General features: G+C 61.6%; 19 protein-coding genes. 5 read left to right on the top strand and 14 right to left on the bottom strand.

From position 1 onward, the window contains the following. The first annotated feature begins 58 nt into the window (after nt 1-58). Both dnaB and KAK11_RS05360 read left to right on the top strand, forming a co-directional pair. On the top strand, nt 59-1477 hold the full coding sequence (gene dnaB / locus KAK11_RS05365) for a replicative DNA helicase (protein ID WP_210807011.1): 1419 nt from the start codon (nt 59-61) through the stop codon (nt 1475-1477). Between the two features lie 136 nt (nt 1478-1613). Further along, nucleotides 1614-2714: a PA0069 family radical SAM protein gene (locus KAK11_RS05360; RefSeq protein WP_210807928.1), complete on the top strand. Its 1101-nt coding sequence runs from the start codon at nt 1614-1616 to the stop codon at nt 2712-2714. Between the two features lie 6 nt (nt 2715-2720). Here the strand turns inward: KAK11_RS05360 and KAK11_RS05355 are convergent, their stop codons facing one another. The 8 genes from KAK11_RS05355 to KAK11_RS05320 form a co-directional block, all read right to left on the bottom strand. Further along, a complete protein-coding gene (locus KAK11_RS05355; protein WP_210807009.1) occupies nt 2721-3332 on the bottom strand; it encodes a sensor histidine kinase in 612 nt (203 codons plus the stop codon). Nucleotide 3333: 1 nt separating this feature from the next. After that, nucleotides 3334-4974, bottom strand: a complete 1641-nt coding sequence (locus tag KAK11_RS05350; protein ID WP_210807007.1) for a tetratricopeptide repeat protein — start codon at nt 4972-4974, stop codon at nt 3334-3336. Nucleotides 4975-5187: 213 nt separating this feature from the next. Beyond that, entirely contained in the window at nt 5188-6321 is a 1134-nt protein-coding gene (gene dnaJ / locus KAK11_RS05345) for a molecular chaperone DnaJ (RefSeq protein ID WP_210807005.1), read from the bottom strand. 152 nt (nt 6322-6473) lie between these two features. Beyond that, nucleotides 6474-8411, bottom strand: a complete 1938-nt coding sequence (dnaK, locus tag KAK11_RS05340; RefSeq protein ID WP_210807003.1) for a molecular chaperone DnaK — start codon at nt 8409-8411, stop codon at nt 6474-6476. A 99-nt stretch (nt 8412-8510) separates the two neighbouring features. Then, a complete protein-coding gene (gene grpE, locus KAK11_RS05335; RefSeq protein ID WP_210807001.1) occupies nt 8511-9056 on the bottom strand; it encodes a nucleotide exchange factor GrpE in 546 nt (181 codons plus the stop codon). A gap of 117 nt (nt 9057-9173) precedes the next feature. Beyond that, the gene (locus KAK11_RS05330; RefSeq protein ID WP_375140665.1) at nt 9174-9596 is read right to left on the bottom strand and encodes an Hsp15 family ribosome-associated heat shock protein; all 423 of its coding nucleotides are present in this window, start codon (nt 9594-9596) and stop codon (nt 9174-9176) included. Between the two features lie 15 nt (nt 9597-9611). Then, nucleotides 9612-11033: a sensor histidine kinase gene (locus tag KAK11_RS05325; RefSeq protein WP_210806999.1), complete on the bottom strand. Its 1422-nt coding sequence runs from the start codon at nt 11031-11033 to the stop codon at nt 9612-9614. Next, nucleotides 11030-11725 carry a response regulator transcription factor gene (locus tag KAK11_RS05320; protein ID WP_210806997.1) on the bottom strand — a complete coding sequence of 232 codons (696 nt, stop codon included), beginning with the start codon at nt 11723-11725 and terminating at the stop codon, nt 11030-11032. Before KAK11_RS05320 ends, KAK11_RS05325 begins: the two co-directional genes overlap by 4 nt. Before the next feature lie 130 nt (nt 11726-11855). Between KAK11_RS05320 and KAK11_RS05315 the strand changes: the two genes are divergently transcribed. The 3 genes from KAK11_RS05315 (at nt 11856) to KAK11_RS05305 (ending at nt 14977) form a co-directional block, all read left to right on the top strand. Further along, nucleotides 11856-12815, top strand: a complete 960-nt coding sequence (locus KAK11_RS05315; RefSeq protein WP_210806995.1) for a Bug family tripartite tricarboxylate transporter substrate binding protein — start codon at nt 11856-11858, stop codon at nt 12813-12815. 134 nt (nt 12816-12949) lie between these two features. Further along, nucleotides 12950-13480 carry a tripartite tricarboxylate transporter TctB family protein gene (locus KAK11_RS05310; protein ID WP_210806993.1) on the top strand — a complete coding sequence of 177 codons (531 nt, stop codon included), beginning with the start codon at nt 12950-12952 and terminating at the stop codon, nt 13478-13480. A gap of 18 nt (nt 13481-13498) precedes the next feature. Then, nucleotides 13499-14977 carry a tripartite tricarboxylate transporter permease gene (locus KAK11_RS05305; RefSeq protein ID WP_210806991.1) on the top strand — a complete coding sequence of 493 codons (1479 nt, stop codon included), beginning with the start codon at nt 13499-13501 and terminating at the stop codon, nt 14975-14977. A gap of 67 nt (nt 14978-15044) precedes the next feature. Here the strand turns inward: KAK11_RS05305 and hemH are convergent, their stop codons facing one another. The 6 genes from hemH to KAK11_RS05275 form a co-directional block, all read right to left on the bottom strand. Beyond that, entirely contained in the window at nt 15045-16136 is a 1092-nt protein-coding gene (gene hemH, locus KAK11_RS05300) for a ferrochelatase (RefSeq protein ID WP_210806989.1), read from the bottom strand. Nucleotides 16137-16170: 34 nt separating this feature from the next. Then, the gene (locus KAK11_RS05295; protein ID WP_210806987.1) at nt 16171-17112 is read right to left on the bottom strand and encodes an adenylate/guanylate cyclase domain-containing protein; all 942 of its coding nucleotides are present in this window, start codon (nt 17110-17112) and stop codon (nt 16171-16173) included. A gap of 77 nt (nt 17113-17189) precedes the next feature. Continuing rightward, entirely contained in the window at nt 17190-19415 is a 2226-nt protein-coding gene (rpoD, locus tag KAK11_RS05290; protein WP_210806985.1) for an RNA polymerase sigma factor RpoD, read from the bottom strand. 294 nt (nt 19416-19709) lie between these two features. Then, nucleotides 19710-21593: a DNA primase gene (gene dnaG / locus KAK11_RS05285; RefSeq protein WP_210806983.1), complete on the bottom strand. Its 1884-nt coding sequence runs from the start codon at nt 21591-21593 to the stop codon at nt 19710-19712. A 144-nt stretch (nt 21594-21737) separates the two neighbouring features. Further along, entirely contained in the window at nt 21738-22043 is a 306-nt protein-coding gene (locus tag KAK11_RS05280) for an H-NS histone family protein (protein WP_210806981.1), read from the bottom strand. An 84-nt stretch (nt 22044-22127) separates the two neighbouring features. Further along, nucleotides 22128-23180 carry an extracellular solute-binding protein gene (locus KAK11_RS05275; protein WP_210806979.1) on the bottom strand — a complete coding sequence of 351 codons (1053 nt, stop codon included), beginning with the start codon at nt 23178-23180 and terminating at the stop codon, nt 22128-22130. Nucleotides 23181-23298 lie beyond the last annotated feature (118 nt).

The raw sequence follows: 23298 nt of genomic DNA, 5'->3' as shown, positions 1-23298 counted from the left end.
AAGGATTTCCACAGCCTTGTCCACAAGCGCTGGGGCAGGGCCCACGTATCATTCCTTCATGACCACGATTTTTGATTCCCACGACCCGCGCACCGGCCCCAAAGACGAGGAGGTGGCGCGCCTGCGGGTACCGCCGCACTCCATCGAGGCCGAGCAAAGTGTCTTGGGCGGCCTGCTGCTGGACAACGGCGCGTGGGATAGGGCGTCTGATGTTTTGAGTGAGGGCGACTTCTATCGCTTCGAGCACAAGCTGATCTTCAGCGCGATCGGCAGCATGATCAATGCCTCCAAACCGGCCGACGTGATCACCGTGTTTGAGCAACTGCAGACCTTGGGTAAGGCTGAGGAGTGCGGGGGGCTGGCTTACTTGAATGCGCTGGCACAGAGCGTACCCAGTGCCGCTAATTTACGCCGTTACGCCGAGATCGTGCGAGAGCGCGCCATTCTGCGCAAGCTGATCACCGCCAGCGACGAGATCGCGACCCAGGCCTTCAACCCACAGGGCCGGCAAGTCGCGCAGATCCTGGACGAGGCCGAAGGCAAGATCTTCAAGATTGGCGAAGAAGGCCAGCGCACCAAGCAAGGCTTCCAGAGCATGGACACCTTGGTGATGCAGTTGATCGACCGCGTGACCGAGTTGGCTGAGAACGGTGCCGAAGACGTGACCGGCGTGCGCACGGGCTTTTACGACCTCGACAAGATGACCGCCGGCCTGCAAGGCGGCGACCTCATCATCTTGGCGGCTCGGCCGTCCATGGGCAAGACAGCTTTTGCGCTCAATATTGCCGAGAACGTGGCCGTGGCCGAAGGCTTGCCTGTGGTGGTGTTCTCGATGGAAATGGGCGCCTCACAATTGGCTCTGCGTATGGTGGGTTCGCTGGGTCGGATTGACCAATCGGGCTTGCGCACGGGCCGCTTGAAGGATGACGACTGGGGCCGCTTGACCGAGGCCGTGGACAAGCTCTCCAAGGCCTCCGTCTTCATTGACGAGACGCCCGCTCTGAACCCTGCTGAGTTGCGCGCCCGAGCCCGCCGCCAAGCCCGCCAGTGCGGCAAGCTGGGCCTGATCGTGATTGACTACCTGCAGCTGATGAGCGGCTCGGGCAGCAGCGCCGGTGAAAACCGCGCGACCGAGATTTCTGAAATCTCGCGGGGCCTGAAAGCCCTGGCCAAGGAATTGAACTGCCCGGTCATTGCACTCTCACAGTTGAACCGAAGCGTGGAAACCCGGCCCGACAAGCGGCCCATGATGAGTGACCTGCGCGAGTCTGGCGCCATTGAGCAGGACGCCGACGTCATCATGTTCATCTACCGCGATGACTACTACAACCGCGAGAACTCCAAGGTGCCAGGCACCGCCGAGATCATCATCGGCAAGCAGCGTAACGGCCCTGTGGGCTCATTGCATCTGGCCTTCTTGAAGCCCTTGACCAAGTTTGACAACCTGGCACCGGGCACGCAGTTCGACGAGTATTGAGGCCACTGCTCAGCGCCTCAGCGTCAAGGGGGCTTGCATCGCAACGAATACTGTATAAAACTACAGTATGCCTGTTGTTCAAGCCCCTACCCGCGCACTCGGCGCCGCGCCGGATGCCGCCTCGCCCCTGGTGTTCATGCCCGGCCCGCAAGCTCGCAAGGGCAGGGGCACGACCTGGGCCTTACAACACCGCTTCAGCCAAGACGAGCGCCAAGTCTTTGACGATGGCTGGGGCGGCCTAGATCAACGGGCGCAGACTGAGACACTGCCGCCTCAAACTCGGATCATTGAAGAGCAGGTCAAGAGCATTCTGTCGGGCAATGATTCGCCCGACATCAGCTTTGACCTCTCGATCAACCCGTACCGAGGCTGTGAGCATGGTTGCATCTATTGCTATGCGCGGCCGACGCACAGCTATCTGAATCTCTCGCCTGGCTTGGACTTTGAGACGCGCATCATCGCCAAAGTCAATGCGGCCGAGCGGCTGCGAGAGGCCTTGTCCTCCCGGGGCTATGAACCTTTGGCCCTGAACATTGGCTCGGCGACGGACGCCTACCAACCGGCCGAACGCAAGTTGCGCATCACCCGCCAAGTCCTGGAAGTCTTGAGCGAGGCGCAGCACCCGTTTTCCATCATCACCAAATCAGCGGGCGTGGAGCGCGACATCGATGTGATCGCCCCCATGGCAGCGCGCCAGATGTCGGCGGTGTATGTCTCCATCACCACCTTGGACGATAGCCTCGCGCGAGTGCTGGAGCCTCGCGCGGCGTCGCCGAGGCGGCGCCTGGAGACGATTCGGCGGCTGGCCGAGGCGGGCATTCCGGTGGGGGTGAGTGTGTCTCCGGTGATCCCCTTTCTGAATGAGCCCGAGCTTGAACGCATCCTGGAGGCTGCTGCGGCAGCAGGGGCTCGGCGGGCCTTTTCCATCGTGCTCAGGCTGCCTTGGGAGGTCAACCCGCTGTTCCAGCAATGGCTGGAGCAGCATTTCCCCCAGCGAGCTGCCCGCATCATGGCGCGGGTGCGGGACATGCGGGGTGGCAAAGACAATGACGCGGCGTTCGGCGCTCGGATGACAGGGCAGGGGGTGTGGGCGGATCTACTGCGCCAGCGCTTCCACAAAGCGACGGCAAAGTTGGGGCTCAACACCGAACGCTTTGCCCTGGATTTCAGCCAGTTCAGGCCGCCCGCCAGAGCGCAACTGGGCCAGTGCGGTGGTGTTCAGCGGAGTCTGTTCTGAATGAACTCAAGCCAAACCCAGCTCAAACCGTGCTCCGCCTTCGGGCCTGCGCGCCAAGGTGGCGAAGCCGCGTCGCCCCTTGAGGTCGTGGGCCGTGGCCACAGCTTGGCACAGCGCGGTGCCCAATCCGGTGGACTGCGGGTCGTCCCGGTCGGGCGGCTGTGGGCCGGGCCCGTCGTCGTCGATCACGAACACCAGCATGCCGTCACGGCCGTGGGCGGAGAGGCGGATGGCACTGCGGGCATAGCGCTGTGCGTTGTGCAGCGCGGCCTCTAATGCCAGGCGCACCAGACGTCGGTCGAAGTACCAGTAAGGGGGGGCTTGGTCGGCCTCGCCAGCCTGCAGTGTTAAGGGTGCCAGCAGCGGGCCTTGCTCTTTGCAGATGAGGCGGATCAGGTCCTGGGGTGACTCGTCGGCGCTATGAGCCCGCATGGTGCCATCCACGCCGTAAAGGGCGAGAAACTGGACAAAGCGCTGCCGTAACTCCACACAGTGCTTGTAAGTCGCGCCGCCCACGGCTTCGCCATGGGTGTGTTGCAGCGCCAGCAATTCCGCTTCCAGAGCGCCCAAGCCGTTTTTCAGGTCATGGACGATCAGCGCTGCCAGCGCGGGACCCATGTCAGGCGGTGGCCGGTGCGGCCAGGGTGCTGAGGGTTTCGCGGTAGTAGCGCTGCATCTGGGTGACGCGGTCGTTGGCCGGCAGCAGCTTTTCTAATCGCGTCAGGTAGAGGCGCACACGCTCAACCACCGTGTCATTGAGCTCACGCTTCAAGCGCAGCGACAAGCAGTTCATCTGCGCCGCTTGCAAGAGCACACCGGTGTTCTCCGGGTATTCACGCAGCGCGGCCTCAATGGCTTCAAGGGCTTCATCAATCTTGCTGTCACGGAACAGCTTCTTGGCATCCGTCACGCGCTTTTGCAGGCCAGCCGCAGCGGCCTCAATCACTTGCTGGATCTTGTCGTCATGGCCGGTGTCCCGAAGGGCATTGCCGATCATCTGTTTGACGCGTGTGTTTTCATGGTCTGCGCTGATGGCGCGCTCCATCAGTTTCAGGCCTTCAGCTTCGTTGCCGCTCATCAACTCGGCTTTGGCCAAAGCCACGGTGCCAAAGTCAGCTTTGGCCTTGCGCAGCGTTTCGCGGGCCTTGACCAAGAGCTTGGCGGCTGCTTCTGGCTGCCCCGACTTCACATGCGCCTGAACCTTGATGGCCAGCGAGACGCTTTCATACTGAGGATCGTGCTTGGGCTTGGTGTTCACGTCGTCCAAGATGGCGACTGCACCCGCCGCATCGCCGGTATCCACCAGCGTTTGGGCCAGCAACAGCGTGTCCTGTGAGGATGCCGTCATCGAGCCGCGAGTGGCTTTGGCCACTTTTTGCAGGCATTCCTTGGCCGTTGCCAAGTCCCCGTTGCGGTAGGCTGCTTCGCCCACCAGTCGCTGACGCCGGCTGGAGGGCACCACCGTCGCTGCATCTTTCAGGGCCCACAGGGCGCCGTCGGCGTCGCCTTGGGCTTCCAGCGATTCGGCAATCACGTCGTAGGCGGCGACGTTCTTCTCGCCTTCCGGGGAAGCAATGATGTCCGAGGCCAGTTGGCGAGCTTCATCAAACTGACCGCCAGCCTTGTGGGCGCGGGCCAAGCCCAACTGGGCCCAAACCAAGTTCGGACGCTCGTCTAAGGCAGTTCGATAGACCGCTTTGGCGTCTTCATGGCGGCCGAGTTGCAGCAGGGTCTGTCCTTTGATCTGCAGGACCGACATGGTCCAGCGGTCTTTCTTGGCCAGCAGCTTGTCGCACTCGCTCACCGCGCCGACGAGATCGTCCTTGGCCAAACGCTGATTGACGGCCAAGAGGGCCTGGCGTTTCTCCAGGGCAGCCTTCAGACGATCCTCGATGTCGCTCGCGGTGATGGGCTTGAGGAGATAGGCATCGGGGCGATGCTCGGTGGCCGACGCGACAGATGCATAGCCGCTCTCCGCCGTGATCATGAAGAACAGGCAGTCTGCCGGCAGCAGGCCCTTGTCCCGCATATGCTCGAACATCTGCTGCCCATCTGTCTTGTTGTTCAGGTTGAAATCGCACAACACCAAGTTGGGGGCTTTGGCGCGGATCAGGCGCAAGGCATCTTCGGCATTTGAGGCTTGCTCCACCTTGGTGATACCCAGCATGGTCAACTGCCCACGCAAGGTGGTCTGCTGCACGGCCATGTCGTCAATGATCAAAGCTTGCAGATGGGAATAGGGCGTTTGGATCGTAGCCATTGCGATATGTTCTCCGGCATGCGCCTCGCCCTCAAGGATTAAGGGCTCAGGGCACTCCAGACGGGTCATACGGCACCCGAGAGGAGCATGATCGTTGCTTTCGGCATGTGTTGAAAAGACTTGAGTCAGGCAGGGTCTTACGCGCTGCAAACTCGCCCAAGACGCAACAAACCCACCGCTGAGGGTGGGTTTGAAGGGTTTTGGCAGACCAGATTACTTGAACAGGTCCTTGACCCGATCGGTCCAGCTCTTGGCGGTGGGGGAATGCTTGTCGCCTCCCTTTTTGAGTGATTCATCCAGCTCTTTGAGCAGCTTGCGCTGGTGCTCGGTGAGCTTGATGGGGATCTCGATCGTCACATGGCAATACAGGTCCCCGGGGTAGGACGAGCGGATGCCCTTGATACCCTTGCCCCGTAGGCGGAAGGTTTTGCCATGCTGGGTGCCTTCGGGGAGTTCGATCTCCACCTTGCCGGCCAGCGTCGGCACTTCAATGGTGCCACCCAGCGAGGCGGTGACCACCGAGATGGGCACGGTGCAGTGCAGATCGTCACCATCACGCTCGAAGATATCGTGCTGCTTGATGCGGATCTCAATATAGAGGTCGCCAGCAGGCCCGCCATTCGTGCCCGGCTCGCCATTGCCCGCCGAGCGAATGCGCATGCCTTCGTTGATACCGGCCGGGATTTTGACTTCCAGCGTCTTCTGCTTTTTGATGCGGCCCGCGCCATTGCAACTGGTGCAGGGCTCGGGAATGATCTTGCCGGTGCCTTGGCAGTGCGGGCAGGTCTGCTGCACACTGAAAAAGCCTTGGCGCATGTGCACGGTGCCTGAGCCATTGCAGGTGGTGCAGGTCTTGGCCTTGGTGCCGGGCTTGGCGCCTGTGCCGCCGCAGGTGTCGCAGTTCTCCCAACTGGGGATGCGAATCTGCGTGTCTTTGCCATTGGCCGCTTCTTCCAGCGTGATCTCCATGGCATAGCTCAGGTCGTTGCCCCGATAGACCTGCTGGCCACCGCCGCCGCGCCTGCCGCCGCCACCAAAGATATCGCCAAAGATGTCCCCAAAGGCATCGGCAAAGCCGCCCATGCCCTCGCCACCCCGGAAGCCCCCGGCGTTGGGGTCGACCCCGGCATGGCCATGTTGGTCATAAGCGGCACGCTTTTGGGCATCCGAGAGCATCTCGTAGGCCTCTTTGGCCTCCTTGAACTTCTCTTCGGCCGCCTTGGCACCGTCACCCTGGTTTCGGTCAGGGTGGTACTTCATCGCCAGCTTGCGATAAGACTTTTTGATCTCTTCTTCCGAGGCGTTTTTGGGCACCCCGAGTACGTCGTAATAGTCGCGCTTTGGCATGAAAGCTCACTCGCTGAGTAGTTGCTCCAAACCCGGAAAACGGGGCTTGGGGAAGCGAAATCGCCGCGTTGAGGCGGGGAGCAGTCAAGACTGCTTCGCATCGAACGCGGCGTTCAATCAAGAAGGTCTCTCAACCCTCTTGAAGGCCTGCATCACTTCTTGACTTCCTTGAAGTCGGCGTCGACAACGTTGTCGTCATCCGGCTTGGCATTGGCTTCCGCGCCCGGCTGAGCACCCGCCGCAGCGCCGGCTGCCGCCTGAGCCGCTTGCTGCTCGGCATAGACCTTCTCGCCCAGCTTCTGGCTGGCCGTCATCAGGGCTTCGGTCTTGGCGTCGATCACGGCCTTGTCTTCGCTGTTCAGGGCTTCTTCGGCCTCTTTGAGCGCGGCTTCGATCTTGGCCTTTTCGTCGGCGTCCAGCTTGTCGCCATGCTCGGTCATGCTCTTCTTGACCGAGTGGATCATGCCGTCGGCTTGGTTGCGGGCCTGCACCAATTCCAGCTTCTTCTTGTCCTCTGCCGCATTGGCTTCGGCGTCCTTCACCATCTTCTCGATCTCGGCTTCCGACAAGCCCGAGTTCGCCTTGATGGTGATCTTGTTTTCCTTGCCGGTAGCCTTGTCCTTGGCGCCGACGTGCAAGATGCCGTTGGCGTCAATGTCGAAGCTCACTTCGATCTGCGGCATGCCGCGCGGGGCGGGGGCAATGCCTTCCAGGTTGAACTCGCCCAGGCTCTTGTTGCCCGAGGCCATTTCACGCTCACCTTGATAAACCTTGATGGTCACGGCCGGCTGGTTGTCGTCGGCTGTCGAGAACACTTGGCTGAACTTGGTCGGGATGGTCGTGTTCTTCTTGATCATCTTGGTCATCACGCCGCCCAGGGTCTCAATGCCCAGAGACAGCGGGGTGACGTCCAGCAGCAGCACGTCCTTGCGGTCGCCGCCCAGCACCTGGCCTTGAATCGCCGCACCCACGGCCACGGCTTCGTCGGGGTTGACGTCCTTGCGCGGCTCCTTGCCGAAGAACTCCTTGACCTTCTCTTGGACCTTGGGCATGCGGGTCATGCCACCGACCAGGATCACGTCGTCAATGTCGCTGACCTTGACGCCCGCATCCTTGATGGCGGTGGAGCACGGGGCGATGGTGCGCTCGATCAGCTCTTCCACCAAGGCTTCGAGCTTGGCGCGGCTGAGCTTGATGTTCAGGTGCTTGGGGCCGGTGGCATCGGCCGTGATGTAAGGCAGGTTGACATCGGTGGCGGCCGACGAGGACAGCTCGATCTTGGCCTTCTCGGCGGCTTCCTTCAGACGCTGCAGAGCCAGCACGTCCTTGGTCAGGTCCACGCCTTGTTCTTTCTTGAACTCGGCAATGATGTAGTCAATGATGCGCTGGTCGAAGTCTTCACCGCCCAGGAAGGTGTCCCCGTTGGTGGACAACACCTCGAACTGCATTTCGCCGTCCACATCGGCGATTTCGATGATGGAGACGTCGAAAGTGCCGCCGCCCAGGTCATAAACAGCGATCTTGCGGTCACCCTTGCCGTGCTTGTCCAGGCCGAAGGCCAGGGCCGCCGCGGTGGGCTCATTGATGATGCGCTTGACGTCCAGGCCGGCAATGCGGCCAGCGTCCTTGGTGGCTTGGCGTTGTGCGTCGTTGAAGTAGGCGGGCACCGTGATCACGGCCTCGGTCACTTCTTCGCCCAGGTAGTCCTCGGCGGTCTTCTTCATCTTACGCAGCACTTCCGCGCTGATCTGGGGCGGGGCCAGCTTCTTGCCGCGCACTTCGATCCAGGCGTCGCCGTTGTCCGCCGCTGCAATGGTGTAGGGCATCAGGTCGATGTCCTTTTGCACTTCCTTCTCGGTGAACTTGCGGCCGATCAGGCGCTTGGCAGCGTAGACGGTGTTCTTGGGGTTGGTGACGGCTTGGCGCTTGGCCGAGGCGCCGACCAGGATTTCGCCGTCTTCTTGGTAGGCGATGATGGACGGCGTGGTGCGCGCGCCCTCAGCGTTCTCAATCACCTTGGTGGTGTTGCCTTCCATGATGGCCACGCACGAGTTGGTGGTGCCGAGGTCAATACCGATGATTTTTCCCATGATGTGTGCTCCGAGAGAGAAGTTCGTGTTGATTCGAATGTGGGGTGAATCCGCAGGGTTTCAAGGGGTTTTGGCCCCAAAAAGCGCAGGATTCAGGCCTTATTTGGGGGCGGCCACGGTGACCAAGGCCGGGCGCAGCACGCGGTCGGCGATCAAGTAACCCTTTTGCAGCACGGCCACGACGGTGTTGGCGTCTTGCTCGGCCGGGACCATGCTGATGGCTTGGTGCTGGTGCGGGTCAAAGCGAGTGGCCACGGGCGGGTTGATCTCCTGGACCTTGTTGCGCTCCAGCGCCTGGGCCAATTGGCGCAGGGTGGCATGCACGCCTTCCAACACCTTGTCGACAGGGGCGTCGGGCATGGCGATGGCGGCCTCGAGGCTGTCACGCACGGGCAACATGGCTTCGGCAAAGGACTCCACCGCGTACTTGCGAGCCTTGCTCACTTCTTCCTCAGAGCGGCGGCGGATGTTCTCGCCTTCTGCCTTGGCCCGCAGGTAGGCGTCGGACATCTCGGCCAAGCGGGCTTCCAGTTCCACCACACGTTGCTCGGGGCTGGCTTGCTGCGGCGCGGCGGCTTCAGGTGCGGCGGTGTGCTCGGCGGTCTCTGAGGTGTTCTGCTGGGCTGCGGGGTCGTTGGAAGTCATGGTGTCAGGGCAAGGGTTTGACAGGAATCCCAGGCAATTGGGGCCACTGCCCACAATTTCAAGAGGGGATTGGAGATTTTGTAGTTCGCGGCGGCAGGTGTGCCGCAGCGGGGGGCCTCAAGAGTCAGCCGAGGCGCTCCAGCGTTGCCATTGGGCCAGGTCGCGTCGGTCCCGTTTGGTGGGCCGGCCATGCTCAATGGCTTGGGCGGGCTCCACGCCTTGGCGACGTTGCTCTGTGGCCTGGGCCTGGCGGGCCAGGCTCTCGGCGGTTTCTTGATAGAGCTGGCGGGCGACGGGGGCTGGTCCGCGCAACTCGCTCAAACCCATCACTTGCACTTCGCGGGCGGGCTGGCCGGGCTCACGCAGGGTGATCAAGTCTCCTTCGCGCAAGTCGCGAGAGGCCTTGGCCGGCTGGCCATTGACATCCACGCGATGTTTGCCGATGGCCTCGACAGCCAGGCTGCGAGTCTTGAAAAATCGGGCGGCCCAGAGCCATTTATCGAGCCGAACCGGATGGGTCACAAGTTTTGGAGCGTCCACGTCGGGGATTGTCGCTCAGGTCTTGGCCAAGGGCAGACGCACCACGGCGTCCAAGCCTTGGATACGGCCCTGCACGTCGCGGTTGTTCAACTCAATCTGCCCGCCCAGCGAGAGCACGATGTCATGGCAGATGGCCAAGCCCAGCCCCGAGCCGCTGCGGCTGCTGCCGGCAGCAAAGGGCTGAAACAGCCGCGCGCGCTGCTCTGGCGGCAAGCCGGGGCCGCTGTCGGCAATGGTCAGGGCTGCGTGGCGTTGGTCGGCCACCAAGGTCACGCTCAGGCGCCCGCCTGGCGGGCAGTGCTTGATGGCGTTGTGCAGCAGGTTGCGAGTCAGCTCGCGCAAGGCCCATTCGTGGCTTTGGATAGGCGCAGCTTGGCTGTTGTTCAGTTCAAAGTCGAGCTCGCTCTCGGCAATCAGGGCCGACAGGTCCAGGGCCACATCGCGTGTGATGTCGGCCCAATCTTGCAGCGGCGCATCGCCTTGTTGCTTGAGCTGCTCCACTTTGGCCAGCGCCAGCATTTGATTGGCCAGTGTCGTGGCTCGGTCCACGGTTTGATTGATCTCGGCCAGCGCCAGCATGGGGTCGAGGTCGCCGCGTCGGGCCGACTGCACCTGGGCTTTGAGCACCGCCAGCGGCGTACGCAATTGGTGCGAGGTGTCTCGGACAAATCGCTTTTGGGTTTCTAGCAGGTCGCGCAGCCTGGACATCAGCTGATTGGTGGCAGCCACCAGCGGCTCGATCTCTTTGGGCGCGAGGGCGCTGTCCAGAGGCGTCAGATCGCCTTCCGCGCGTGAGCGCAGTGTTTGGCTCAAGGTTCGGACGGGCAGGGTGGCGCGGTGCACCACCCACACCACCACGCCCGCAATCAGCAGGATCAAAGCGGCTTGGCGCCAGAGCGTGCCCATCAGCAGGCTGCGGGCCAGGGTCTGGCGCAGCTCCAGGGTTTCGGCCACCTGCACCGTGGCCATGCCTTGGCCACCCTGCCACACCACAGGTTGCAGCAAGACGGCGACACGGACTCGGCTGCCTTGGTACTCATCGTCATAAAAGTCGACCAGCGCTGCATAAGGGCCCTTTTGGGGCAGGCTGCCGCGCCAGGGCTTGAGGTCTTCAAAGCCGGACACCATCTCACCCTGAAAGCCATTGACTCGGTAATACAAGCGACTGCGGTTGTCGGCCTCAAAGGGCTCCAGCGCGGAGTACAGCAGTTCGGAGTTCAAGGTCACGACACCCTTCACCTCACGCGTCTCCAGTTGGTCACCGATGGACTTAGCGGTGGCCAGCAAGGTGCGGTCATAAGCGGTGTCAGCCGCGCGCAGGGCTTGCTCGTAAAGGGCGGCGGTGTTCACCACAATCACCACCAACACGGGCAATAAGATGCCCACCATCAAGCGGTCCCTCAGCGACAGGCGCTGCCAAAGCTTGGCCAAGCTCATGCGTTGGCTCGCAGCAGATAGCCCAGGCCGCGCAGTGTCACCAACTGCACTTGGGTCCCCGCAAGGCGCTTACGTAGCCTGTAGGCGACAACCTCAATGGCTTCGGGCTGCACATCCCGCTCGCCCGGAAACACAGCGCTGAACAAACGCTCCTTGGCCACCGCATGGCCCGGGCGCTGCAGCAGGGCCCGCAGCAGCGCCAATTCGCGCGGCGGCATCTCCAGCGGCTGACCATGGTGGTACGCCGCACCACTCTCTGCATCGCAGCTCAAACCCATGAATGCCATGGGCGCGGTGCTACTGGGGGAGGCCGGGCTCGACCCGATGGCACCCGCCGCACGGCGAGCCAAAGCACGCATGCGGGCTTCTAATTCATCCAAGTCAAAGGGTTTGGGAAGGTAGTCATCCGCCCCGGTGTTGAGGCCCACGATGCGGTCGCCGATCGTGCCGCGCGCGGTGACGATCAACACAGGGGTCTTCAAGCCTTGTGCGCGGGCTTGGCTCAACACCATCAGGCCGTCTTGGCCGGGCAGGCTGAGGTCGAGCAGCACGACATCGGGCAGGCTGGCTTGCCAACGGTCCAGCGCGCGCAAGCCGTCTGAGCACACGGTGACGCGCATGCCACGCCGCTCCAGCGTGCGCTGCAAGGTGGCTTGCAGTGCCGTGTCATCTTCGATGAGCAGTACCTTCATAGCCCGGAGCTTATCCGCTCAAGCGGGCCTGTCACTCAACCGGGATAACCCCAGCCTTCACGACAGCCGTTTGACAGCCTGCGTCGTCACCATCACAGTTCTTCTCCCTATTGTTCAAGGAGCCTCACGCATGCGTCGCGATACCTTCCTCAAGTCTCTGGCCGCCATGGCCGCTGCCGGTGCCTTGCCACTGAGCGCTAATGCCGCAGCCAACCTGAAGATGATGATTCCTGCCAACCCCGGTGGTGGCTGGGATAGCACAGGCCGCGCCCTGGGCAAGGCTTTGCAAGACGCTGGCGTCGCGTCGGCGGTCTCTTATGAGAACAAGGGCGGTGCTGCGGGTGCCTTGGGCCTGGCGCAGTTTGTGAACGCCAGCAAGGGCGACCCCAATGCGCTGATGGTGATGGGCGCCGTGATGCTGGGCGGCATCATCACTGGCAAGCCGCCGGTGTCGCTGACTCAAGCCACCCCGATTGCTCGCATCACTAGCGAGTACAACGTGTTCGTGCTGCCTGCCAACTCGCCCTTCAAGACCATGAAGGACGTGGTCGATGCCATGAAGAAGGACCCCGGCAGCGTGAAGTGGGGTGGCGGTTCGCGCGGCTCTACCGAGCACATTGCTGCGGCCATGATCGCCCGTGAAGCGGGCGTGGACGCCTCCAAGATCAACTACGTGCCCTTCCGTGGGGGTGGCGAAGCGACTGCGGCCATTTTGGGTGGCAACGTCACGGTCGGCGGCAGCGGCTACAGCGAGTTTGCGCAGTACATCGAGAGCGGCAAGATGAAGGGCATCGCGGTGACCTCGGCGGCTCGCCTCAAGGGCATCAACATCCCAACGCTCAAGGAGCAGGGCATCAATGTCGAGATTGGCAACTGGCGCGGTGTCTATGCAGCGCCCGGCATCACGCCTGAGCAGCGCAAAGCCCTGACGGACATGGTGCTGGCTGCCATGAAGTCGAAGTCTTGGGCCGAGTCGCTCGAAAAGAACGCCTGGACACCGGCTGTCCTGACCGGCCCGGCGTTTGACGAGTTCGTTGATCGTGAGTTTGCGTCGCTGCGCGCCATCATGGTCAAGTCCGGAATGATCTGATCGACTGCAGACGCAGAGCTCGCTGGGCCGCTTCGGCCCCATGGTTTCCGCGTCTAAGGTCTGCAGGCCGGTGTGACCCACCGGCCTGTTTCTTTCAAGACCCATCCAGGGGCAAGAGTGTGAGGAGACGCGCGATGAGTGAATCGCCTACGACAAACAATAAGCAAGCCGCTTTGCATCAGACCTTGGTCGGTGTGGGTGTGCTGGTGCTGGCAGCACTGTTGGCTTATGGCGCCATGAGTATTTCGTCCGAAGCGGGTTATGCGGGGGTCGGGCCCAATTTCCTTCCCTGGGTGGTTGCCGGAGCTCTTGCCCTGTGCGGCGTCTTGCTCATCGTGGAGGCTCAGCGTGGCAGCCAACCCGCAGTGCTGGAAGCGCCCTCAGGTGCCGAGCGCGGCGACTGGCGCGCCCTGGCTTGGATGGCCGCAGGCCTTCTGGCCAATGCAGCCCTCATCACCACCATCGGGTTCGTATTGAGCTGTGCGCTGTGCTTTGTGTTGGCCGTTCGCGGCCTGCGTCTCTCTGAAGGGCGGCCGGGCGGTTCGGTGAAGGACACCCTGCGCGATGCCGGCATCGGCTTGGCCTTGTCTGCGCCGGTGTTTTGGCTGTTCACCAAGGTCTTGGCCATCAGCCTGCCGGGGCTGACCAGCACCGGCTGGATCTAAACCTTCAAGGAGAACACGATGGAAGTTTGGGACCAACTCCTTCAGGGTTTCGCCACAGCGGGCACCCCCATCAACCTGATGTGGGCCTTTATTGGGTGCGCCATTGGCACTGCCATTGGCGTGTTGCCGGGCTTAGGCCCGGCGGTGACGGTGGCCATGCTGCTGCCGATCACCTCGCAGGTGGAACCCACCGCCTCGATGATTTTCTTCGCCGGCATCTATTACGGCGCGATGTACGGTGGCTCCACCACGTCGATTTTGCTGAACACACCGGGCGAAACCGGCACCATGGTGACCGCGCTTGAAGGCTTCAAGATGGCCAAGAGCGGCCGGGCCGGTGCGGCCTTGGCCACATCGGCCATTGGCTCCTTTGTGGCGGGCACCATCGCGACGGTGTTGGTGACCCTGTGTGCGCCCATCTTGGCGGATTTTGCGGTCAAGCTCGGCCCGCCTGAGTACTTCGGCTTGATGCTCTTGGCCTTCACCACCGTCAGCGCGGTGTTGGGCGGCAGCGCGCTGCGTGGTCTCACGGCGCTGTTCGTGGGCCTGGCGATCGGCCTGGTCGGCATCGACCAGATCACCGCGACGGTGCGCTACACCGGCGGCATCCCGGAGTTCATGGATGGCATCGAGGTCGTGTTGATCGCTGTGGGCTTGTTCGCCGTGGGTGAGGCTCTCTACAACGTGCTGTATGAGGGGCGCAGTGAAGCCTCTTTGAACCGCACAGGGCGCGTGCACATGACCAAGTCCGAGTGGCGCCGTTCTTGGCCCGCGTGGTTGCGTGGCACAGCCATCGGTTTCCCCTTTGGCACCTTGCCGGTGGGCGGCTCTGAGATTCCGACCTTCTTGAGCTACGCCACTGAAAGAAAGCTGAGCCAGCACAAGGAAGAGTTTGGCACTGTGGGGGCGATTGAAGGCGTGGCCGGGCCTGAAGCAGCGAACAACTCCGCGGTGACGGCCACATTGGTGCCCTTGCTGACCTTGGGCATCCCGACCTCGGTGACCGCCGCCATCTTGCTGTCGGCCTTGCAGAACTACGGCTTGCAAACCGGGCCGCAGCTGATGACCACCTCATCGACCCTGGTCTGGGCGCTGATTGCCTCGCTCTACATCGGCAACGTCATGCTGCTGGTGTTAAACCTGCCTTTGGTGGGCCTCTGGGTCAAGCTGCTCAAGATCCCTCGCAGCTACTTGTATGCGGGCATCATGGTGTTCGCGACGGTCGGTGTTTACGGCATGCGTCAAAGCGCGTTTGACCTGTTCCTGATGTTTGGTGTGGGCGTGTTGGGGGTGCTGATGCGCCGCTTCAGCTTCCCCACCGCACCCGTGATCGTGGGCATGATCTTGGGCCCGATGGCTGAGGCACAGATGCGTAATGCACTGTCCATCGGCGAGGGCAAATGGAGCGTCTTCATTGAGCGCCCCATGTCCTTGACCATCTTGCTCATCGTCTTGGCGGTGCTCGTCGTGCCCAAGCTGATGCGCCGCCGGGCCTGACCGGGTTCCGCACCAACGAAAACGCCGGGTTGAGCCCGGCGTTTTTTTTCAGCCAACAGTGGCAGAGTCAGCGCGCAGCGCCCATGTCGCGCGCACGCGCCGCGCTCGCCTTGCCGTCGGCGTCGTTGGGGGCTTGTGTGGTGGGCCATCCCGCCAATTGCTCCGTGGCGATCTGAACCAGCGCACTGATGCCGGCATGGTCAGCATTCAAGCAAGGGATGTAATGGAATTGCTTGCCACCCGCCTGCAGGAACGCCTCCTTGCCTTCCATCTGAATCTCTTCCAGCGTTTCTAAGCAATCGGCCACAAAGCCTGGGCAGATCACATCCACCCGTTCGTGGCCTTGGGCGGGGAGGGCCTTGAGCGTGGGCTCCGTGGACGGCTCCAGCCATTTGGCCTTGCCAAATCGGCTCTGGAAGGTGACGCGATACTGGTCTTTGCTCAGCTCCAGGGCCTCAGCCAGCAGGCGTGCTGTCTTGTGGCATTGGCAGTGGTAAGGGTCGCCCAGGTGCAGCGTGCGCTCGGGCATGCCGTGAAAGCTCATCACCAGCATGCGGCTGGGGCCTTCCACTTTCCAGTGCGCCCGCACGGAAGCGGCCAAGGCCTCGATGTAGGCGGGGTGGTCGTGATATTCGGCCACCAAACGCAAGGCCGGCACGCGCCGGACCTTTTGAACCCAGCTTGACACCGCGTCAAACGTGCTGGCGGTGGTGGCTCCGGAATACTGCGGGTAGGCGGGCAAGACCAAGATTTTGTCGGCACCTTGGGCCCGCAGCGCATCGAGGGCACTGGCGATAGAAGGCTGTCCATAACGCATGGCGGGCAGCACGGTGACTGAATGCCCGCGCTCACCTAAATAGCCTTGCAAGAGCTTGGCTTGGCGCGTCGTCCAAACAGCCAGCGGTGAGCCGTCCGGCGTCCAGACACTGGCGTATTTGGCGGCAGACTTGGCAGGCCGCACCCGCAAGATGATGCCGTGCAGGATCACCTTCCAGACCAGGGCAGGGATCTCCACCACGCGTGGGTCGCTCAAAAACTCGCCCAGATAGCGACGCAAGGCTGCTGGCGTTGGCGCATCTGGGGTGCCCAAATTGGCCCACACCACGCCGATGCGCGGGGCTTGACCATGGGTAAAGGGCGGCTCAGGTTGAAAGCGCATTTGGGCACACGGTCAAGAGAGGAGGGCAGAGCCCTCAAACAAGCTTCATCGGCTGAGTGTCCAGGCTGGACAGCACCGCGAACTGAACCAGGGGCACATCAGGGTCGTTGGGCGACCCGCCCAGTCCCAATTCGCCATTGCCATGCAGCGTGCAGGTGCCACGACGCAGGCTCAGCACTTCTTCATCACCCGCAAAGCGCACGTAAGAGCCGTTGATGCTGAGGTCGGTCAATTGCAGCGCGCCACCCATCAGGTCGATCCGGGCGTGCGAACGCGACACACGGGCATCGTCGATCTTCAGGGTGGCCTGGCTGCCGCGACCCAACACCACCGGCCAGCGCCCCCGCGAGAACACAAAGGCGTTGTCGCGCCAGACCAGTTGCAGCCCCTGCGGCTCACTCATTTCGGCCGGTGCTTCCATTTGGGTGACCGCCGTGTCGACGCCGCGGCGGGCCAGCAAGTACACATCCACCGGCTCGGCACGGCCGCGCAAATGGACTTTGTCCAGGTGCCGGAAGCGGGAGCGCACTTCCCAGGTCAGCTCTTCATGAACCTCGCGGGTAACCAAGCATTCGTTGTCCCCCGCGTGGTCGAGCAGACGCGCAGCAACATTCACGGCGTCACCAAAGCAGTCGCCACCGACTTCCACCACCTCACCGGCTGCGATGGCGATCTGCAATTGCAGATCGGCCACTTGCTCGGGCGGCAAACCCACGGCTTGCTGGGCTTGTCTGTCCAATTCAGCTTGCATCTGCACGGCCGCAGCCACGGCCGACACCGCACCCGGAAACACGGCCATCAGGCCGTCACCCAGGGTTTTGATGAGTTGCCCGCCGGTGACGGGCACGCGCCGCGACAGGCCGTTGATGGCTTGTGTGACCACCGAGGTGGCCGACGCATTGCCCATGCTTTCATAGAGCGCAGTGCTGCCTCGCAGGTCTGCGAAGAGCACGGTGCGGCGCTTGATGATGGCCATGCCTGGGCGTCAACGAAGATGCAATTCGACCGCCGAGCAGAGGCGCTGAACCATGCTCGGGTGGTGTGGCTGCGTGGTCAGACGTTGTCCAGATAAGTACGGAGCTTGTCCGAGCGGCTGGGGTGCTTGAGCTTACGGATGGCCTTGGCTTCAATCTGGCGGATCCGCTCGCGGGTCACGTCAAATTGCTTGCCGACCTCTTCCAGCGTGTGGTCGGTGGACATCTCAATGCCGAAGCGCATGCGCAACACCTTGGCTTCACGCGGAGTGAGGCTGTCAAGGATGTCCTTCACCACATCGCGCAGACCCGCTTGCATCGCCGCCTCAATAGGCGCGGTGTTGTTGGAGTCTTCGATGAAGTCGCCCAGGTGGCTGTCATCGTCGTCGCCGATGGGCGTTTCCATGGAGATCGGCTCTTTGGCGATCTTCATGATCTTGCGCACCTTGTCTTCAGGCATCTCCATCTTCTCGGCCAGCGTCGGCGCATCCGGCTCGAAGCCGAACTCCTGCAAGTGCTGGCGCGACAGACGGTTCATCTTGTTGATGGTCTCGATCATGTGCACCGGAATACGGATGGTGCGAGCCTGGTCCGCGATGGAGCGCGTGATGGCCTGACGAATCCACCACGTGGCATAGGTCGAGAACTTATAGCCGCGACGGTATTCGAACTTGTCGACCGCCTTCATCAAACCGATATTGCCTTCTTGGATCAAGTCCAGGAACTGCAGCCCCCGGTTGGTGTACTTCTTGGCGATGGAGATGACCAGGCGCAAGTTGGCCTCGATCATTTCCTTCTTAGCGTCACGCGAGGCCTTTTCGCCCTCGTTCATGCGCTTGTTGATGTCCTTCAAGTCCACCAGCGGCACGACCGCACGCGCTTGCAGGTCGATCAGCTTTTGCTGCAGCTCCTGCACCGCCGGCAGGTTGCGGCTCAGCACGGCGCTGTAGGGCTTGGCGGCGGCGATTTCCTTCTCGGCCCACTTCACATTCATGGCGTTGGCCGGGAAGGACTTGATGAAGTAGTCCTGCGGCATGCCGCACTTGTCGACCACGATCTTGCGGATCTCACGCTCGTAACGACGAATATCGTCCACCTGCGAGCGAAGGATGTCGCACAGGCGCTCAATGGTCTTGACGGTGAAGCGAATGGTCATCAGGTCATCGGTGATGGCCTGCTGTGCCTTGTTGTAGGTCGGCGACTTGTAGCCGTCCTTCTCGAAGGCCTTGTGCATCTTCTCGAAGTGCGTACGCAGCGAGCTGAACTTCTGCAGGGCTTGAGACTTCAGCTCTTCGAGCTTCTTGGTCAGGGCCTTGGAGCCGCCGTTGCCGTCGTCGTCGTCTTCTTCGTCGAACTCGTCAAAGTCTTCTTCGGCCACATAGTCATCGGCCTCATCGGCGGCGACAAAGCCATCGACCACTTCCGAGATCTGGGACTCGCCCGACTCGATCTTGGCCGCCATCGTGAGGATCTCATTGATGGTGGTCGGCGAGGCGGAGATGGCCTGCATCATGGCTTGCAAGCCGCCTTCAATGCGCTTGGCGATTTCAATTTCGCCTTCACGGGTCAGCAGCTCGACCGTGCCCATTTCGCGCATGTACATGCGAACGGGGTCGGTGGTGCGGCCAAACTCAGAGTCCACCGTGGACAGTGCTGCTTCAGCAGCTTCTTCGGCTTCTTCTTCCGTGGCCGTCGAGGTGGCACCGCCAGCGATCAGCAGGGTGGCCGCATCAGGCGCCTGCTCATAGACCGCGATCCCCATGTCATTGAGCATGGAGATGATGGCCTCAAGAATCTCTTCATTGACCAGCTTTTCAGGCAGGTGGTCGTTGATTTCTTGGTGGGTCAAGTAGCCGCGCGTCTTACCCATCTTGATGAGGGTCTTCAGCTCTTGGCGGCGCTTGGCCACTTCTTCTTCGGTCAGGGCGGTTTCGTCCAGTCCGAATTCACGCATCAGTGCGCGCTCTTTGGCGCGGCTGACCTTCATGCGCAGGGGCTTGGCCTTGGGCTTGTCTTCGCCCTCCTCAACGCCCTCAGCGGCCTCGGCTTCCACTTCGCCCTCGATCTCGGCTTCGATGTCCGAGAGGTCGTCTTCAAGCTCATCCGCCTTGGGCTTGGCTGCAGCCTCTGCCTTGGGTTTACGACCGCGCTTGGCCTTGCCCTCTTCGGCGTCGCTGGCCTTGGCGGCCTTAGCCGCTTTGGGGGCAGCAGCAGCCTTGGTCTTGGACTTCTTGGTGTCCTCGGCGTCCACGGCTGCATCTGCAGTCTTGGTGGCCTTGGGCGAAGCGGTCTTCTTGGCGGTCATTCAGGTCCTCGATCAATCAAACTGGCAGCAGCTCAGGCGTGCACAGGGCAACACCAACTGTTCTGGCAGCACTTGTGGTGCTGCCCAGGCTAGGGGCGCAGAAGTCACAAGCAGCTCAATGCGATGGCATCGCTGCGGAGGGGTATTGGCAAGTTGGCGTGAACATTCAAGAATGCAATCCTTGCGGGGATGTTGGCCTTGGGTAACCCGTGTCGCGGGCGGCCGGTGTCCGGAGGTGTTGCTGTCACTCTTGCCATGTGTCGGTGAGAGGATTATACCTCTCAGCCTCGTTTTCTACTCGCCTCGCACCAGCATTCCGCCCTGTCGCGCGCGCACGGCTCGCCACTCTGTATCGACCTCACGGAACTCCTGTAAAGCCTGGGGGTCGGTGGCAGCCTTGGCCAGCAGGGCTTGCTTTCGCGCCTCGAGGGCTTTGACCAGCAGCATGTCCACCGCGCTGCGCAGGTCTTCAAAGGTGGCGTCTGGGTCGGCGTCACCATCTGCCAGCGTGCGAACGTCTGGGGCCAGGCTTTCGTCCGAGGCCAAGGCTTCGCGCAGTACCGCCCAAGGCCTGCCGCCATGCTCGGTCATTTCGCGCTCCAACCAAGCGATGGCCGGGCCATGGGGGCTGGGCAGACCATGCAGCAGGTCGTGCTCCAACGCCGAGAGCTGCAGCCACCATTGCGAGTTGCCATAAAGCATCTGGACGATGCGGTCTTCCGGCTTCTTGGGGGCCAGCCTGCCGCGGGTGGTGGTGGTCTGCGGCCCAAAGCTGGCCTGTGGCCCGCGGCGCTTGTAGCGCTCAAAGGTGCGCGCCGGCGTGCCGTCATCGGCTGGGTCGGCGGCTCGGTAAGGCGTGCCGGAGGACACCGGGCCTTGGGCCGCCCAGAGCTTGCCCAACTCCTCGGAGGGCAGACCACCCAAGCGTGCCAACTCGCTCAACATCTGCAGCCTTAAGGTCCCTTCGGGCAGTTGCTGCCAAAGTGGCCGCGCCTGAGCCAACATGCGCGAGCGACCTTCGGCACTTTGGAGGTCGCAATCGGCGCTGGCATGCTCGATAAGCTGGCGCGAGAGCGGTACCGCATCACGCACGCAAGCCTCAAACCCTATTGCGCCATGTGCGCGGATATAGCTGTCTGGGTCATGCTCCGGCGGGAGAAACAAGAATTTGAAACTGCGTGTGTCCGTCGCGTGGGGGAGGGCGGCTTCTAGTGCGCGGCCCGCGGCGCGGCGGCCGGCGGCATCTCCGTCAAAACTAAAGACGACTTGCTCGGTAAATCGGAGGAGTTTGTGGACATGGTCGGCGGTGCAGGCCGTGCCCAAAGTCGCCACGGCGTTGGGAAAGCCCAACTGAGCCAATGCCACAACGTCCATATAGCCCTCGGTCACGAGGGCATATTCCTTTTCTCGCAGGCCGGTGCGGGCTTCAAACAAGCCATAAAGCTCACGTCCCTTGACGAAGACGGGCGTCTCGGGAGAGTTCAGGTATTTGGGCTCGCCCTTGTCGAGTACACGCCCGCCAAAGCCAATCGTTTCGCCCTTGACATTGCGAATCGGAAACATGATCCGATCCCGAAAACGGTCGTATCGCTTTTGCTCAGGGCCTTCGTCGCCCTGGGTAATTACCAGCCCTGACTCCACCAGCAAGGGGTCGTCATACTTTGGAAATGCACTCGCCAGTGCGCGCCACCCTTCTGGGGAATACCCGAGTCCAAACCGGGCAGCGATTTCCCCAGTTAAGCCCCGTTGCTTGAGGTAGGCCACGGCTCGGGCTGAGCCCTTGAGCTGCTTTCTGTAATGGTCCGCTGCTTTCTCCAGCACACCGGATAAGGTGGATTGCTTTTCCCGCTGCTCTTGCGCCCGCGCCCGGTCTGCCGCCGAGGTTTCGTCTTCCGGGACTTGCAAGCCTGCCGACCGTGCCAAATCGTGCACAGCTTCGACAAACGTCATCCCGTGATGCTCGGTCAGAAACCGTATCGCATCCCCATGCACGCCACAGCCGAAGCAGTGGTAGGTCTGTCGCGACGGGCTGACGATGAAGCTGGGGGATTTCTCGCCGTGAAAGGGGCACAAGCCCTTGTAGTTGATGCCGGCCTTTTTCAGCGTCACCTGGCGCCCGACGATGTCCACCACGTCAGTTCGCGCCAAAAGTTCTTGCAAAAAGCCAGAAGGGATCACAACTTAGCCGGAAGAAAAACCAAAAAACAAAGGGCAGCCGAAGCTGCCCCGTGGGATCAGCACTCAGGCGAGGGCGCCTGAATACTGTGGATTCTCGCCGATCAGCCGCCCTGGCGGGGCGCCTTCAGCAAGAACGCATGACGCTCAGATGGCGAAGTCGGAAAGCGATTTGCCCGAAGCCAGTGCGGCTTGCAGCCACTTTGGCTTCAAGCCGCGGCCCGTCCAGCTTTGGCCGGAAGCAGGGTCGCGATACTTGGCCGCCACTTTGCGGGTAGTTTCAGGCTTTGCAGCACCAGGAGCACGGCCGGCCAAATCCGCTGCGGTGAGGCCATATTCAGACATCAGCGCTTTGACTTTAGCGATAGCGTCCGACTTGGCGGCACGCTGGGCCTCGGCGATACGACGATCAAGTTCAGCCTTCTGGGCCAACAGTTCTTGGATGCTCGACATTGAAATTTCTCCTGCAAACCCCAAACAGGGTGCGCCATCATAAACCAAGTCTTGAGCGTCGCAATAGTTTTGGTGTTTCAGGGATTATTTGTAGCCCACCCGGTCCAACATCTGTTGCACTTTGACCTGATTCATTCCGATGACCGACGCCGGTGTGGTTTCAGTCTTGAATGCGCCAAAGGAATCGAGTGCTGGGTTGGTGATCTTCACTGTCTTGACGACCGGCCACTCATTGTTTCCGTCTGCAAAATAAGCTTGCGCACTGTCTGAGGCCAGATACTCCAAAAATTTCACAGCTGCGTCGCGATTCTGGGCATAACGGGCCACTGCACCCCCTGCAATGTTCATATGGGTGCCGGCTCCTGATTGATCAGGCATCAGGTAACCAATTTTCTCGACGGCATCGCGGTCTTCGCTCTTGTTGGAGCGCAACATGCGGGCCAGGTAATAGCTGTTGACCAGCGCGACGCCGCATTCTCCAGAGGCGGTGGCTTTGATTTGGTCGGTATCGCCGCCCTTCGGTGTACGGGCCATATTGGCCACCAAGCCTTTCAGCCAGTTTTCGGTGGCTGGTGCGCCCAGCCGTTCAGTCATTGCGCCGAACAAGGACAGGTTGTAGGGGTGAGACCCCGATCGTGTGCAAAGTTTGCCCTGTAGTTTCGGGTTCGCGAGTTTTTCGTAAGTATCAACGTCCGACTTGCTGACCATCTGCTTGTTGTAGATGACCATGCGTGCGCGGGTTGAAAACCCAAACCAGGGCGAGCCTTGGCCGCTGTCTTTGCCGCGCAACTGAGCGGGGACTTTGGCCTCCAATACGGGGCTGCGTATGCCTTGGAAGAGGCCATCGACCTCCGCCCGCCACAGGCGCGAGGCGTCGACCAAAAGCACAACATCTGCGGGCGACGACGTTCCTTCACTTTTGAGCCGAGCAAGGATGCCCGCATCGTCGGCGTCTACGCGTTGGATACGGATGCCGGTTTGCTTGGTGAAGTTGGCATAGAGCGCCTCGTCGGTTTGGTAGTGGCGCGCGGAATAGAGGTTCAAGACCTTGTTGTCAGCCGCTTGGGCAGCGCTGGCCAATAGCCCAGCACAGGTCAGCGACAGCACGCAACGCAAGGAGAGGGACAAAGCACGCATGGGGAACTCCGGGACCATCAAAGTGATGGCCCGAAGTTTACATGCAAACGCGAATGATTCGCAATTGCTTTAAATCAAGCGAATGTCAGTGTGGGCTTGAAGCCCAGAACGAAAAGGG

It is taken from the genome of Ideonella paludis (assembly GCF_018069865.1).
GTDB lineage: Bacteria > Pseudomonadota > Gammaproteobacteria > Burkholderiales > Burkholderiaceae_C > Ideonella > Ideonella paludis.
This window is presented reverse-complemented; position numbering and strand designations above follow the sequence as displayed.